Here is a 13,876-nt window from a genome sequence, read left to right on the forward strand (position 1 = left end):
TGTTTTATAAAACAGGCTCAAGTTTGCCAACCTTAACATTAATCTGCAGTGGCTGCCCGTCTCGATAAACTTCAAACATGATGATGCTTTCGGGTAAAGTATCGGCAATTTGCTCCAAAGTAAGCTGTAAATTAACGATTTTTTTATTGTCGATTTTTACTACAATATCACCTTCTTTTAAGCCTGCTTGCCAAGCCGGGCCGAGTGGGTCGATAGAGTTTAACTGCATGCCAAAGATTGGAGTGAGTGGATTGGTGAGCTGTTTTCCTGTGTTATCAACAGGGTCGGCATTAAAACCTAGATAACCACGTACAACTTGGCCATGTTTGATTAATTTATTCATCACTTCTTTGGCTAAAAAATACGGAACTGCAAAGAAAATTCCTTGGATATCAATGTTGCGCTGTGCTTTAAATTGTGCAGAGTTTATACCGACTAAAATACCATTTGAATTCACTAAGGCGCCGCCAGAATTACCAACATTGATAGCGGCATCCATTTGCAGCAAATTACTGTGTGAACTTTTTTGCGGTAAGTTTTGTTTACCCGTAGCGCTAATAATTCCTTGCGTAATGGTTTGACCTAAATTAAGTGGGTTGCCAATCGCCAATACAACATCACCTACTTGAGGCACAAATTTATCGTCAATTGGAATAACCGGGAGGTGTTGAGCTTCAATTTTTAATAAAGCTAAATCGGTGACTGTATCAAAACCAATTAGTTGGACATCATTAAATTGGCGGCCATCAGTCAAAGTGATCATCACTTGATCGGCATTATTGATCACATGGTAATTAGTTAAAATATATCCTTTATCAGACATAATCACGCCTGATCCTAATTCTTGAATACTATTTTGACCGCGCATATAGCGAGGCTGATTAGTGAATGTTTCTGAATATATGGTTACCACAGCTGGCGAGGCACGTTTAACAGCGTTGGCAAAACTTAAATGGCTACTGGTAATCGCATCAGAAACAGTTGCATTTTGCCATTGTAATGGACGCAAACTTGGCATAAATAGCAAAACAATAAATGCTAAAGCCAATCCGACAAAGATAGGCACTAAAAGAAATTTTATTTTTGTTAGCACTGTGGTTGATTAATTGTTAATAGATAAGTTTGGTTATGATGGCATAGATAAAACAACAGCGGCAAGTGCCGCTGTTGTTTTAAGCTGATATTTTAGAATTAATTTACTGAATTAAGACAAAAATTGAATTGTCACCGCGTTTAACACCTAACACAATATTGCCGTTTATATCATCGATTGCACGAGCAAGTTCATTGATAGTCGTAACGCGTTTGCGATTTACTTGCATAATAATGTCGCCTTCTTCAAGACCAACACGCGCAGCGGGTGAGCGATCTTGGATCTCTTTAACCACAATGCCGGTGTTATCTTTAGTTGCTTCAAGTAATGCACCTTGTAAACGTGGGTGCATTTTGTCTGCAGCAGCTGACGCAACAGTATTACCTCGTAGAGTTACTTTTACGCTTTTAACTTTGCCATCGCGGTAAATTCCAAGCTTAACGGTTTTACCCTCACCTAAGGTTGCTACTTTACTGCGTAGTTCAGGGAAGCTGTGAACGTCGGCTTTGTCAATGCTTACAATGACATCACCCGCTTGAATGCCAGCCTCTGCAGCTGCTGAATCATCAACAACTTTAAAGACATAAGCGCCTTGTTTTAAATCTATATCTTGCGCTTTGGCAATACCTGCATCTAAAGTTCGACCTTCGATCCCCAGCGATCCGCGGCGTACTTCGCCGTGCTCAATAATTTGATCAACTAAATTTTTCATCATGTTAGATGGAATTGAGAAACCAATACCAACATTACCGCCAGATGCACCTAAAATAGCGGTATTAATACCGATAAGCTCACCGTTAAGGTTTACTAATGCACCACCTGAATTACCTTGGTTGATAGCAGCGTCTGTTTGAATAAAGTCTTCAAAACCTTCAATGTTAAGGCCGCTACGACCTAGCGCACTGACAATACCTGATGTTACTGTGTGGCTCAGACCGAATGGGTTACCAATTGCAACAGAGAAATCACCCACGCGCAGTTTGTCTGAATCTGCTAATTTTAATGCTGTTAGATTTTCAGCTTTAATTTGCAGTAATGCGATGTCGGCTTCTTGATCTGTGCCTATTAGCTTGGCTTCGTATTCACGGCCATCCTCGAGGGTAATAATAATTTTTTCAGCGTCTTGAATTACATGATTGTTGGTAACAACATAACCTTCATCAGCATTGATAATAACGCCGGAGCCTAAACCATTAAAAGGTTGTTTTTGACTTTGTGGTTGGCGCTGCTGGGGATTTCCAAAAAAGAAGTCAAACGGGTCAACACGACGACGTACTTCTTTTGCACCTGAAACTTGAATACTCACGACACCGGGTGTGACTTTTTCGAGCATAGGTGCAAGTGTTGGAAGTTGCTGACCATCAACTGCAACTGGTAATTTTGCATAAGAAATAGAGGGTGCAATCAACAGACTTGAAGAAAGCATAATTGCACTCAAAAGGGATAATTTTGTTTTCATAGTCAAAGGTGTACTCCAGATTATTGGTTACTCTTAAAGACTATGGGGTCAAAAAAAAGTTCCTCAAGCTTTTTCTGTTTGCTTCTTATTTGAGCGATTGTCGACAAAAAGTCCCGATTTACCTTCAGCGTAATCTGTTGGTTGGCTTTCAAGAGCCTCTGGTTTGCTTTTTGGTTTTTCTAATTTATCTAACGAGGCATGTAATTGCTCGGTTGTTTCTTTTGAGAAAAAGGGAATGGTTTCCTTTGTTTGCTCTGTCAGTAAAATTCGATTGGTTTCTTGCACGTGATTCACTAGTTGCTCGTAGTTGTCGCGCATTTTTGTCACGAGTTTATTCGTATTCGCTAAATGGTCGGCAACATCTTGTTTATATTGTTCAAGATTGTGCTGGGCTTTTTCGACTTCTTTTTCGAGCTCATCGTGTTCGTATTGGCGTTTTGTTAGTACAACACCAAGAAAAAAACAGCTGAACGCAACAATAATAACTACGGTTAACCAAATCGCTGTTGTCATATAAATCTCCTGAAACTAGGTAAAGTTGAGCGATGTTTTAATAACTTTCAATATACGCTCAGTAAGGGCTCGTGTTAAGATGTAAGGCTAGATTAACGCTTGTTTTATTAACTATTCTTATGACTCCTTGGCAAAAATATCAGCAAGATTTAACTCGCGAAGACTTTCTTTACGACGCAGCTCAAGAAAATGCAGTGCGTCATCTCCAGCGTCTATATGATGATCTTACAACATCGCAGCCAAAAGAGACGGGTTTTTTTGATAAATTTTTCAAGAAGAAAACGACTCGTTCAATCAAAGGTTTATATTTTTGGGGGGGAGTGGGAAGAGGTAAAACTTACCTAGTTGATACCTTTTTTGATGCCTTGCCGGGCGAGCGAAAAATGCGTGTGCATTTTCATCGTTTTATGCACCGTGTACATCAAGAATTAAAACTATTACACGATGTTAAAAACCCGCTTGAAACCATCGCGGACAAGTTTAAAAGTGAAGTTGATATTATCTGTTTTGATGAGTTTTTTGTGCAAGATATCACAGATGCAATGTTGCTCGGTGGTTTGATGCAAGCATTGTTCAAGCGAAATATTATTTTAGTGGCTACTTCTAATATCATTCCAAATGATCTTTATCGTAATGGCTTGCAACGGGCGCGTTTTTTACCCGCAATTGTTTTAGTGTTGGCCAATACCGAAGTCGTTAATGTTGATTCTGGGATTGATTATCGTTTGCGTACGTTAGAGCAAGCAGAAATTTATCATAGTCCGCTTGATGAGCAGGCTGATAAAAACTTATTTGAATATTTTGCAAAGTTATCGCCAGAGCCGGGCACTGCTAATAAGCAGGTTAAAATTGAAGGCCGCACGCTTAAAACCCGGATGGAAGCAGATAGCATTGTGATGTTTGATTTTAGTGAACTTTGTGAAACGGCTCGCAGCCAAGTCGATTACATGGAAATAAGTCGGATTTATCACACCGTCCTTTTATCTAATGTAAAACAGATGGGACAAAACAACGATGATGCTGCAAGGCGTTTTATTGCACTAGTCGATGAATTTTATGAACGTAATGTCACCTTGATTATCTCTGCGGCCTTACCTATCGAGCAATTATACAGCGAAGGGCTATTAAATTTTGAATTTAAACGCTGTATTAGTCGCCTGCAAGAAATGCAGTCATTGGAATATTTATCGCAACCGCATTTAGCTTAAATTTTTATTTAAATTAAAGTGGTATTTGGCGTAGAAAAAACATGCATTTTTAAAAAAGCGCTGTTATAATCCCGCCTCTGCCACGTTGCGTTCTATTGTCATCATTAGCTTAGCCACTAATTTTGACTCAAGTCTTTTACTCGAAGGGGTTCAAGCATCAACTTAGAGCGGCAGTTTATATACTGCCTGTGGTTTTAATTGTAAACATTGGATTTTTAATAAATGAAAACGTTTGTTGCTAAGCCAGAAACTGTAAAACGTGACTGGTACGTAGTTGACGCTGAAGGTAAAACTTTAGGTCGTATCGCTACTGAGATTGCTTCTCGCTTACGTGGTAAGCACAAAGCTGAATATACTCCGCATGTAGATACTGGTGATTACATCATCGTTATCAATGCAGAGAAAGTTACTGTAACTGGTAACAAAGCTGCGGCTAAAATGTACTATGCTCACACAGGTTTCCCTGGTGGTCTTAAATCGACAACTTTCGAAAAACTTCAAGCTCACAAGCCTGAAATGATTATCGAGAAAGCGGTTAAAGGCATGTTACCACGTGGACCTTTAGGCCGTGCAATGTACCGTAAACTTAAAGTTTACGCTGGTACTGAGCATAACCATGCTGCACAACAGCCTCAGGTTCTAGACATTTAAGGAGCACACTCATGGCAAATCAATACTACGGTACAGGTCGTCGTAAAAGTTCAAGTGCTCGCGTATTCTTACGCCCAGGCACTGGCAACATCGTAATCAATAAACGTTCTATTGAAGAATATTTTGGTCGCGAAACTTCTCGCATGGTTGTTCGTCAACCATTAGAGTTAGTTGGTATGGTTGAAAAGTTTGACCTATACATCACTGTTGCAGGTGGTGGTAATACAGGACAAGCTGGTGCAATCCGTCACGGTATTACACGTGCACTTATGGAGTTCGACGAATCATTACGTCCAGCACTTCGTAAAGCAGGTTTTGTTACTCGTGATGCTCGTAAAGTTGAGCGTAAGAAAGTGGGTCTACACAAAGCGCGTAAACGTCCACAATTCTCAAAACGTTAATTTTTTACGTTTCGAAGAATACCAAAACCCGACCTTGTGTCGGGTTTTTTGTTTTTAGCGTTCGAATATATCTGGTAGAGCCATTTTATGCGTATTTTTTCAGTAATAAATTGCTGAAATTGAGCGATTTTAAAACGAGTGAAACTATTTATTATTTATTTAGATAAATCAGTCAGTAAAGCCGATTAATTTTTGCTACAATTGTTCGGATCATGTTAGCCGTGATAAAAAAGTTTTTTGGATATTTTTTCTTGGTTAGAGAATGCTCAAAAGGGTAAGTGATAATTGATCTTGGTCAGTACATGTTATGTAATTTATTGCTAGCATTAACCGACTGAGGCTGGGTCCGTTGCGAATAATGCTCATTAGGTTTAAAAACTAACAGAAATATGGCTTTATTCGTGTACGCAGCCTTCAATATCCTTGTTTTAATCAAGGGTTTTATTTATGATCGCTTCTATTTTGTAACTTCAAAATTTAACCTGCTGTAACTGAATTCTCGATATAGCAAGTGTTGAGAATCATAGTGGAGATGAGTGGATGAGCAATGCGCCTGTAGACAATAGCCGACGTCGCTTTTTAACCATCGCTACCTCTGTTGTAGGTGGTGTTGGTGCGGCCGGAGCTGCTGTTCCTTTTATTGCGTCATGGAATCCAAGTGAGCGAGCCAAATCTGCAGGTGCGCCTGTTGAAGTGGATATCAGCAAACTTGAGCCAGGACAATTAATTCGTGTAGAGTGGCGAGGCAAGCCTGTATGGGTTGTATATCGCACACCAAAAATGCTTGAGCAAATGAAAGCGCATGAAGGTCAACTTCGTGATCCGCAATCAGAACAGCCTCAACAACCTGAGTTCGCGAAAAACGGTTACCGTTCAAAGCGTGAAGAAATTTTTGTTGCTGTGGGTATTTGTACTCACCTCGGCTGTTCTCCAAGCTTCCTACAAGGTGGTTTTGGTGAAAAAGTTGAAGGCACAGACGATGGTTTCTTCTGTCCTTGTCACGGTTCTAAGTTTGATTTAGCTGGTCGAGTATTCCAATCGGTCCCTGCGCCATTAAATTTAGAAATCCCGCCTTATATTTTTACAGACGAAACCACAATTGTTGTGGGTGCTGAAGAAGGGGCTGCCTAATGTTTGCAAATTTGGTTGATTGGATTGATAAACGCATTCCAATGACACGTGTATGGAACATGCATATTGCACAGTATCCTGCGCCAAAAAACTTTAACTTTTGGTACTTTTTTGGTTCGTTAGCCATGTTAGTACTAGTTAACCAAATCGTCACTGGTATTTGGTTAACAATGAATTTCGTTCCTTCTTCTGAAGGTGCTTTTGCCTCTGTAGAATACATCATGCGTGATGTTGAATATGGCTGGCTGCTTCGTTATCTTCATTCTACAGGTGCTTCAGCATTCTTCATCGTTGTGTATATGCACATGTTCCGCGGTATGATTTACGGCTCTTATCAAAAGCCTCGTGAATTACTGTGGTTATTCGGTATGTTTATTTTCTTAGCGTTAATGGCTGAAGCATTCATGGGGTATTTATTGCCATGGGGTCAAATGTCATTCTGGGGTGCTCAGGTAATTATTTCGTTATTTGGTGCTATTCCGGTAATTGGTGATGATTTAACACTTTGGATCCGTGGTGATTATGTTATCTCGGGTGCAACCTTAAACCGTTTCTTTGCGCTTCACGTTATTGCTTTACCACTTGTAATTGTAATTTTAGTGTTTTTACACATTGTTGCATTACATGAAGTAGGTTCAAATAACCCTGATGGTGTTGAAATTAAACGTAAAAAAGGTTCTGTTGCTGAAGAAGACAAACCTAAGTTTAAATTCCATGAATATTACACGGATAAAAAAGATATCGTTGATGCGATTCCTTTCCACCCTTATTACACAGTAAAAGATATTGTTGGTGTAGTTGGCTTCTTAATTTTGTTCTGTTGGGTTGTTTTCTTTGCTCCGGCAATGAATGGTTTCTTCTTAGAAGGTCCAAACTTTGAACCTGCAAATCCACTTAAAACCCCAGCGCATATTTTCCCAGTTTGGTATTTTACGCCTTTCTATGCGATTTTACGTGCAATCCCAGATAAACTAATTGGTGTTGCTGCAATGGGTGCGTCAATTGTAGTACTTGCTCTTTTACCTTGGATTGACCGTGGTTCAGTGCGCTCTATTCGCTACCGTTGTGCATTCCATAAATGGAATATCGCTCAATTTGTTGTAACGTTTGTGATTTTAGGTTGGGTGGGTGCGACTCCTCAAACTGATTTCAAAACATTGTTATCACAAATTACAACCGTAACTTATTTCATGTTCTTCGTTTTATTGTTTGTTTACAGTAAAAATGAAAAAACTAAGCCATTGCCAGAGAGGTTGACGAAATGATCAAGAAGCTAGCTATCGGTTTATTTGCTCTTTCTGCATCTGTTGCCTCTACTCTAGCTGTTGCTGCCGGACCGGAAGTGCCTTTGATGCACGCCAATAACGACATCACAGATAAGGCATCATTACAGCGTGGCGCTAAATTATTCTTGAATTACTGTTTAGGTTGTCACCAAATGCAGTATCAACGATATGAACGTACTTTTCGTGATATCGGTATTCCAACTGAAATTGGACAAGAACAATTAATTTTTGATGGTTCTAAAGTAGGTAGCCACATTTTAAATGCCATCGATCCAAAAGATGCAGCTAAATGGTTTGGTGCCACACCACCAGATTTAACCTTAGTTGATCGAGTTCGTGGTACAGATTGGGTTTACACCTATTTAAAATCATTTTATAAAGATGAAACGCGCCCGTTTGGTGTAAATAATATTGTTTTCCCATCTGTCGGTATGCCACATGTACTGCAAGAATTACAGGGGTTACCAACGCCTGTTACTCATGAAGTAGAAGAGCATGGCCACAAGGTTACGAAAATAGTAGGCACTGAAACAGATGGTTCTGGTGAAATGAGTACAGATGAGTACGACCACGCAGTAAGAGATATTACTAATTTCTTAGCTTATGTGGGCGAACCATCACGCTTGGAATCAGAAGCAATCGGTATTAAGGTAATTGGATTCTTATTTATTCTATTTATCTTAGCGTTCTTACTGAAAAAAGAATACTGGAGAGATGTTCATTAATTTGAACGCTTTTTAGTGAATATGAGCAATAGGGGCCTTAGCCCCTTTTGCTGTCTCTAGCAATAATAGATGGAGGAAGGCATGGCTGTTGCTGCCAATAAACGCCCTGTAATGACTCTTTTTTCTGGCGAAAACTGTATGTATAGCCATCAAGTACGTATCGTACTTGCAGAAAAAGGTGTAAGTGTAGATATTCATATGGCTGAGAAGGAAAATCTGCCAGAAGCGCTACACGAAATTAACCCTTACGGCACAGTTCCTACTTTAATTGATCGTGAATTAGGACTTTACCAGGCAAACATCATCATGGAGTACCTTGATGAACGTTTTCCACACCCTCCATTAATGCCAGTTTATCCAGTGATGCGTGGTCGCAGTCGTTTAATGATGCACCGTATTGACACGGATTGGTATTCTTTGGCCAACACAATCTATCAAGGTGGTGCTGATGCATCACAAGCTCGTAAAGAGTTAACTGAAGCACTGTTAAGTGTTGCTCCTTTCTTTAAAGAAGCGCCTTATTTCATGAGTGAAGAATTCAGCCTAGTAGACTGTTATTTAGCACCGCTATTATGGCGTTTGCCTGAGCTTGAAATTGAGCTTATCGGTGCAGGAAGCAAAGAGCTTAAAGAATATATGATGCGCTTATTTGAGCGTGAGTCATTCCAAGCATCTTTGACTGAAGCTGAACGTGAAATTCGTTTATAATTAAAAACGTTATTAAATAATTACGTTTAAATGAAATGGCACTTAGATTCAATAGCGAATCGAGTGCTATTTTTTTATGCCTAATCTTGCATCAGTGCAGTGTTCACGATACCCTCAAATCTCTTAAATTCTTGCGGTTGATGTTCCGTAGTGTATTTCAATTGATGATTTATCCCAAACAACTTGGTTTTTAGTAAGGAATTCAGTTTGATGACTCCAAACCGCCCCTATTTATTACGCGCATTTTTTGATTGGATCGTAGATAACCAATGCACGCCTCATTTAGTGGTTGATGCAACGTATCCAAATACCACTATTCCAACGCAGTTTGTTCAAGATGGTCAAATTGTATTAAATATCAGCCCAAGCGCAGTTGCTCAGTTTGCTATGGATAACCAAGAAATTAGTTTTAATGCTCGTTTTGGTGGGCAGCCGATGCGAGTGGTTGTTCCTGTTGGTGCTGTGCTTGCTATTTATGCGCGTGAAAATGGAGAAGGTACTGTTTTTACTCAAGACCTTATTGATGAAGATGATTACTTTGATGATGAAGACGAAAATCAAGATCATATTGAGGTGCAAGTTGCAGAGTCGGAAGTTAAGCCAGCAGATAAGAAAAAGGGCTCTCATCTTCGTGTAATTAAATAACCTGCTCTAGCTTTTAGAATGAGTGAAAAACCTGCTATATGCAGGTTTTTTGTTTAAAAGGTTAGGCCTAGTACCAGCTGCGGGTAAAGGTAAAACAATACTAAACTAGATATCAAAATTAAAAAGAAAGGAAACGCCGCTTTAGCGATTAGCCATAAGCTCTTATCTTGTATTAATCCTTTAATTACAAACAAATTAAAACCTACTGGTGGTGTAATTTGTGACATTTCAACCACTATCACTAAATAGATACCAAACCAAATTGGGTCGAATCCTGCTTGTTTTACCAAAGGTAATAAAATTGAGCTGGTTAAAATGACGATAGAAATCCCATCTAAAAATAAACCTAGCACGATAAAAACTAAAGTGAGATAAATCAGTAGTTGAGTAGCGGATAACTCTTTACTCGCCACCCAATGCGCTAAGTCGGCAGGAATTTGTAAAAAGCCCATTGCCATAGTTAAAAAACTAGCCCCCAGCAAAATAAATAAAATCATAGTGCTGGTTTTTACCGTAGTAATTAAACTTTGTATGATTAGATCAACCGATAAACTATTTTTCCGATAACAAATAATCAGTGCACCCAATACCCCTAAAGCGGCGGATTCACTTGGCGTTGCAATGCCGCTATAAATCGAGCCTATTACTAACAGCATTAATAATGTTATCGGAATGAGCTTAGTTAGGGTTGCACGTTTTTTGAGTAACGTAGTTTCTGCTAATTGAGCGCTTGGATAAACTAAACTGTGTAAGGCGATATAAAGCATAAATAGGCTGATTAAAATTAAGCCTGGAATAATTCCGGCTAAAAAGAGTTGTGCAATTGATACTTCACTGGCAATACCATAGACAATTAAAATAATAGAAGGTGGGATGAGCAACCCAAGCGTGGCAGAGCCTGCTAATGAGCCAATACTTAAATTGTCACTATAACCTCGTTTACTTAATTCTGGTAAGGTCATGCGGCCAATGGTTGCTGCTGTGGCAGCAGATGAGCCTGACACTGCCGCAAAAATACCAGATCCGAGTACATTGATATGCAGTAAGCGTCCTGGAAAACGTTTTAACCAAGGGGCTAAACCATCAAATAAGTCTTGGCCAATGTTCGCTCTAAAAAGTAATTCTCCCATCCAAATAAAAAGGGGGAGCGCCGTTAAAGACCAGCTGGTTAAATGCCCCCAAGACGTGGTGGCAAAAACTAAATCAATCGCATAATTGTTATTAACGAATAAAGCTAATAAGGCAATAGCGATTAGGCTAAAACCAACCCAAACCCCCATTGCCAAAAGACTTAATAATGCAACAGCCAGCAATGCAGCAAGTAATAAACTATCCATGTTGGCTCCAAATTTTAGGTAGCTGTTTAATGATTGAAATACATAACATGGCAGAACCAAGCACCATAGGAAGTTGTAAAGGCCACTGAGAAAGGGCTATTTGGCCTGTTGTGAGTTCATGATGTAAGTAAGAGTCAATCACTAAGCGAGCACACGCATAAACCATAAACATGCTGAGCACCGCTCCAAGTAGATGGGCAAAACTATCAAGCAACTGTGTGGCTTTTTTATATGGCAGATTTAAAAATAGGCTAACCCTGATATGTCCATGTTGTTCGAAAGTATAAGCTAGGCCTAAAAAGCAACTTGTGATGAGTAAGTAGCCGCTAAAATCTTCAATTGATGGTAATTGAATGTTGAATAAACGTAAGGTAATTTGCAGCAATACTAAGATAAAAATCAGTGCGATACAGGCTGAAGCCAAGAAAATAAATAAGCGCGAAAGTTTAGTCATGTGATTGCATCGCTGTTTTTTTATGAAGAAAGTGTTTGATCATGTCATGGCTGCTTTGAGGGCTTATCTCAAGCCAATCATCAAGCATTGAATGGCCAATTTGATTTAATTGTGTTTCTAAACGTGGTGTTGGCTTGCTCACTACCATACCGTTCTTAACCAGTATTGCTGTTTTAATCGCTGTTTCTTGTTCTGCCAATAACCACGCTTTGCGCTCAAACTCTTTGGCTTGAAGTAAAATACTCTGTTTTGCTGCAGGGCTTAAATCGTTAAAAATAGCTTTATTGATCACTAACATGTTTTTTGGGATCCAAGCTTGAGTATCAGTATAGTGCTGTGCAAAGTCCCACGCTCGGCTGCTCACTCCTGTTGAAGGGGAAGTGAACATGTTATCAATCATCCCTGTACTAAAGGCTTGCGCAATCTCGGCTGCTTGAATTGAAACAGGATTCGCCCCTAAAAGGCTGGCTAAATCGGCGGTAATAGCACTGTAAGCCCTCATCTTGCTATTTTTTAGGTCTTCTATGGAGTTGATTGTTTTCTGGCTAAACAGCCCCTGTGGCGGCCAAGGCGCTGCAAAGAGTAAAATAAGACCATCTTCAATTAACTTTTGTGCAAGTAAAGGGCGAGAAAGTTGCCAAAGTTGTTGAGCTTGTTCGAAGTTTTCAACTAAAAATGGCAAGTTATCGAGTTGATAAAGCGGATCTTGATTTGCGAGTAAGCCAATAAAAATTTCGCCCATCGCTACTTGGCCTGTTCTTACTGCCCGGTAAATCTCGTTTGCTTTATAAAGGCTTGCAGCAGGGTGGAGGGTGATCTCAACATCATCGCTTTTTAAGGCTTTCGCCATCGCTCTGAGATTTTGTGTATGGTAAATATTATCACTGTAAGCTGTGACCAAATCTAAAGCGTTACACAGCGGGCTTAAAAAAAAGAGAATAAACAGATACTTTTTCATTGTTCAGCAAGAAAAATAACAATTAACGTGTCGTTAACAGTAACACAGCTCTTTAAGACAAAGAAAATTAAAATACTAAGAGGAGTTTAAATCAGAAGAACAAAAGTAAAGCAGCGTTAAGTCATAACTTAACGCTGCTTTACTAAATAATTACAGGTATTCGAATACTTTTATTACTTTAACAACACCTGAAACATTTCGGGCCAAATCAACCGCCAAATTCGCTTCTTGCTGAGATACTAAACCCATTAAAAAGACTTCACCATTTTCGGTCACAACCTTAATATCATTTGCACTAATGGTATCCTCAGTTAAAAGGCGAGTTTTTACTTTTGAGGTTAACCAAGAATCATGAGTGCGCGTGGTGATCCCTGTAATATTACCGATGCGGATCTGATTATGGATTTTTGTGATCCCAATCACGTTTTTGATCACCCGTTCGGCTGTGGCGCGCATTTCTTCGGTTGGCGTTTGGCCTAAGAGTAATACCACTCCGTTCAGACTTACCACGCTAATGTTGGCAAATTTAGCCAGTTCATCTTGTGCTTTTATTTCGAGTGTGGCTTTAATTTCAATATTATTGTCATCAATTTGGCTGCCAATAGTACGGCGGTCGGTTGCAGCAGATACTGCGCCTGCGGTGCCAGCAACAATTGCAGCAGCACAGCCTTGTAAGGCTAAGATACTAACGAGTAGAGCAACTTTTTTTATCATTAATGTTCATCCTGTGGAAATAGCGTCATATCAATTAATTCACTCAGGCAGTGAATATTAAATAAATGGGATTCGACGATGCGACTTGGACGCTTAGAGGGAACACGAATTTCAACATCATTAGGACCTAACAACCCCGAAAGCTCGCCGCCATCATCCCCCACTAAGGCTATGACTCTCATATCTTTAGTTAGTGCCGCTTCAATGGCAGAAATAACGATTTTTTCGTTACCATTGATAGAAAACACCATCAATAAATCACCTTGTTGGGCAAATGCGCGCACTTGGCGAGCAAATGCATCGCTATCGTTTTGCTCAGCATAGCTACTTAAGTGGGTTAAAACTGGGTTGAGGGCAATTGCGGGTAAACATGGTCGCTCGGTTTCATAAAAATTAACCAAAAGATTGGCCATATGATCGGCGAGCATTTGGCAGCTTGAAGCGCCACAACATAATAGCTTGTTACCATTAATTAGGCTTTGCGCCACAGTAAATGCCGCAGTTTCAAGTGCGCCCGGCAGTACTTCTCCAGCAGCAATTTGTGCTTGAATACTTTCGGTATAAATTTCTTTAACTATCTCTTGCATCTTGGT

Annotated in this window: 16 protein-coding genes; 8 read left to right on the plus strand and 8 right to left on the minus strand. The window is 39.7% G+C overall.

The features are described 5' to 3' along the window. Positions 1-4 precede the first annotated feature (4 nt). The 3 genes from PTUN_RS02280 to PTUN_RS02290 form a co-directional block, all read right to left on the minus strand. Positions 5-1,093: a trypsin-like peptidase domain-containing protein gene (locus PTUN_RS02280; protein ID WP_040643797.1), complete on the minus strand. Its 1,089-nt coding sequence runs from the start codon at positions 1,091-1,093 to the stop codon at positions 5-7. 103 nt (positions 1,094-1,196) lie between these two features. Then, positions 1,197-2,552 (minus strand): Do family serine endopeptidase, encoded by a 1,356-nt coding sequence (locus PTUN_RS02285; protein WP_009838071.1) that lies wholly within the window; start codon positions 2,550-2,552, stop codon positions 1,197-1,199. Positions 2,553-2,615: 63 nt separating this feature from the next. Further along, complete coding sequence (locus tag PTUN_RS02290) at positions 2,616-3,065, minus strand: Z-ring associated ZapG family protein (protein ID WP_009838072.1); 450 nt, start codon at positions 3,063-3,065, stop codon at positions 2,616-2,618. A 119-nt stretch (positions 3,066-3,184) separates the two neighbouring features. Between PTUN_RS02290 and zapE the strand changes: the two genes are divergently transcribed. From zapE to PTUN_RS02330, 8 genes are all read left to right on the plus strand, one after another. Further along, positions 3,185-4,273, plus strand: a complete 1,089-nt coding sequence (gene zapE / locus PTUN_RS02295; RefSeq protein WP_009838073.1) for a cell division protein ZapE — start codon at positions 3,185-3,187, stop codon at positions 4,271-4,273. A 222-nt stretch (positions 4,274-4,495) separates the two neighbouring features. After that, positions 4,496-4,924, plus strand: coding sequence for a 50S ribosomal protein L13 (rplM, locus tag PTUN_RS02300; protein WP_009838074.1), 429 nt, complete (start codon positions 4,496-4,498; stop codon positions 4,922-4,924). An 11-nt stretch (positions 4,925-4,935) separates the two neighbouring features. Further along, positions 4,936-5,325, plus strand: coding sequence for a 30S ribosomal protein S9 (gene rpsI, locus PTUN_RS02305; RefSeq protein ID WP_009838075.1), 390 nt, complete (start codon positions 4,936-4,938; stop codon positions 5,323-5,325). Between the two features lie 540 nt (positions 5,326-5,865). Further along, positions 5,866-6,456, plus strand: a complete 591-nt coding sequence (gene petA / locus PTUN_RS02310) for a ubiquinol-cytochrome c reductase iron-sulfur subunit (RefSeq protein ID WP_009838076.1) — start codon at positions 5,866-5,868, stop codon at positions 6,454-6,456. Continuing rightward, on the plus strand, positions 6,456-7,721 hold the full coding sequence (locus PTUN_RS02315; protein WP_009838077.1) for a cytochrome b: 1,266 nt from the start codon (positions 6,456-6,458) through the stop codon (positions 7,719-7,721). Before petA ends, PTUN_RS02315 begins: the two co-directional genes overlap by 1 nt. Beyond that, positions 7,718-8,467, plus strand: coding sequence for a cytochrome c1 (locus PTUN_RS02320; protein ID WP_009838078.1), 750 nt, complete (start codon positions 7,718-7,720; stop codon positions 8,465-8,467). Before PTUN_RS02315 ends, PTUN_RS02320 begins: the two co-directional genes overlap by 4 nt. Positions 8,468-8,548: 81 nt before the next feature. Continuing rightward, positions 8,549-9,175 (plus strand): stringent starvation protein SspA, encoded by a 627-nt coding sequence (gene sspA / locus PTUN_RS02325; protein WP_009838079.1) that lies wholly within the window; start codon positions 8,549-8,551, stop codon positions 9,173-9,175. 210 nt (positions 9,176-9,385) lie between these two features. Next, positions 9,386-9,820 (plus strand): ClpXP protease specificity-enhancing factor, encoded by a 435-nt coding sequence (locus PTUN_RS02330; RefSeq protein ID WP_009838080.1) that lies wholly within the window; start codon positions 9,386-9,388, stop codon positions 9,818-9,820. A 53-nt stretch (positions 9,821-9,873) separates the two neighbouring features. Here PTUN_RS02330 and PTUN_RS02335 read toward each other — a convergent pair whose 3' ends face one another. The 5 genes from PTUN_RS02335 to PTUN_RS02355 all read right to left on the minus strand — a co-directional run bounded on the left by PTUN_RS02335 (position 9,874) and on the right by PTUN_RS02355 (position 13,870). Next, a complete protein-coding gene (locus PTUN_RS02335) occupies positions 9,874-11,157 on the minus strand; it encodes a TRAP transporter large permease (protein WP_009838081.1) in 1,284 nt (427 codons plus the stop codon). Beyond that, positions 11,150-11,611 (minus strand): TRAP transporter small permease, encoded by a 462-nt coding sequence (locus PTUN_RS02340; protein ID WP_009838082.1) that lies wholly within the window; start codon positions 11,609-11,611, stop codon positions 11,150-11,152. Before PTUN_RS02340 ends, PTUN_RS02335 begins: the two co-directional genes overlap by 8 nt. Continuing rightward, entirely contained in the window at positions 11,604-12,569 is a 966-nt protein-coding gene (locus PTUN_RS02345; protein ID WP_009838083.1) for a TRAP transporter substrate-binding protein, read from the minus strand. The genes PTUN_RS02340 and PTUN_RS02345 overlap by 8 nt, the downstream gene beginning before the upstream one ends. 150 nt (positions 12,570-12,719) lie before the next feature. Beyond that, positions 12,720-13,283: a division/outer membrane stress-associated lipid-binding lipoprotein gene (dolP, locus tag PTUN_RS02350; protein ID WP_009838084.1), complete on the minus strand. Its 564-nt coding sequence runs from the start codon at positions 13,281-13,283 to the stop codon at positions 12,720-12,722. Continuing rightward, positions 13,283-13,870, minus strand: a complete 588-nt coding sequence (locus PTUN_RS02355) for an SIS domain-containing protein (protein ID WP_009838085.1) — start codon at positions 13,868-13,870, stop codon at positions 13,283-13,285. The genes dolP and PTUN_RS02355 overlap by 1 nt, the downstream gene beginning before the upstream one ends. Between the last annotated feature and the right edge of the window lie 6 nt (positions 13,871-13,876).

The organism is Pseudoalteromonas tunicata (assembly GCF_002310815.1).
In the GTDB taxonomy this organism is placed as follows: domain Bacteria; phylum Pseudomonadota; class Gammaproteobacteria; order Enterobacterales; family Alteromonadaceae; genus Pseudoalteromonas; species Pseudoalteromonas tunicata.

Excerpts from the sequence above, each read along its gene's own strand:
- sspA (WP_009838079.1), top strand. The coding sequence starts at position 8,549 with ATGGCTGTTGCTGCCAATAAACGCCCTGTAATGACTCTTTTTTCTGGC.
- PTUN_RS02355 (WP_009838085.1), bottom strand. The coding sequence starts at position 13,870 with ATGCAAGAGATAGTTAAAGAAATTTATACCGAAAGTATTCAAGCACAA.
- PTUN_RS02285 (WP_009838071.1), bottom strand. The coding sequence starts at position 2,552 with ATGAAAACAAAATTATCCCTTTTGAGTGCAATTATGCTTTCTTCAAGT.
- PTUN_RS02345 (WP_009838083.1), bottom strand. The coding sequence starts at position 12,569 with ATGAAAAAGTATCTGTTTATTCTCTTTTTTTTAAGCCCGCTGTGTAAC.
- PTUN_RS02330 (WP_009838080.1), top strand. The coding sequence starts at position 9,386 with ATGACTCCAAACCGCCCCTATTTATTACGCGCATTTTTTGATTGGATC.
- petA (WP_009838076.1), top strand. The coding sequence starts at position 5,866 with ATGAGCAATGCGCCTGTAGACAATAGCCGACGTCGCTTTTTAACCATC.
- PTUN_RS02335 (WP_009838081.1), bottom strand. The coding sequence starts at position 11,157 with ATGGATAGTTTATTACTTGCTGCATTGCTGGCTGTTGCATTATTAAGT.
- dolP (WP_009838084.1), bottom strand. The coding sequence starts at position 13,283 with ATGATAAAAAAAGTTGCTCTACTCGTTAGTATCTTAGCCTTACAAGGC.
- PTUN_RS02340 (WP_009838082.1), bottom strand. The coding sequence starts at position 11,611 with ATGACTAAACTTTCGCGCTTATTTATTTTCTTGGCTTCAGCCTGTATC.
- PTUN_RS02290 (WP_009838072.1), bottom strand. The coding sequence starts at position 3,065 with ATGACAACAGCGATTTGGTTAACCGTAGTTATTATTGTTGCGTTCAGC.
- rplM (WP_009838074.1), top strand. The coding sequence starts at position 4,496 with ATGAAAACGTTTGTTGCTAAGCCAGAAACTGTAAAACGTGACTGGTAC.
- zapE (WP_009838073.1), top strand. The coding sequence starts at position 3,185 with ATGACTCCTTGGCAAAAATATCAGCAAGATTTAACTCGCGAAGACTTT.
- PTUN_RS02315 (WP_009838077.1), top strand. The coding sequence starts at position 6,456 with ATGTTTGCAAATTTGGTTGATTGGATTGATAAACGCATTCCAATGACA.
- rpsI (WP_009838075.1), top strand. The coding sequence starts at position 4,936 with ATGGCAAATCAATACTACGGTACAGGTCGTCGTAAAAGTTCAAGTGCT.
- PTUN_RS02320 (WP_009838078.1), top strand. The coding sequence starts at position 7,718 with ATGATCAAGAAGCTAGCTATCGGTTTATTTGCTCTTTCTGCATCTGTT.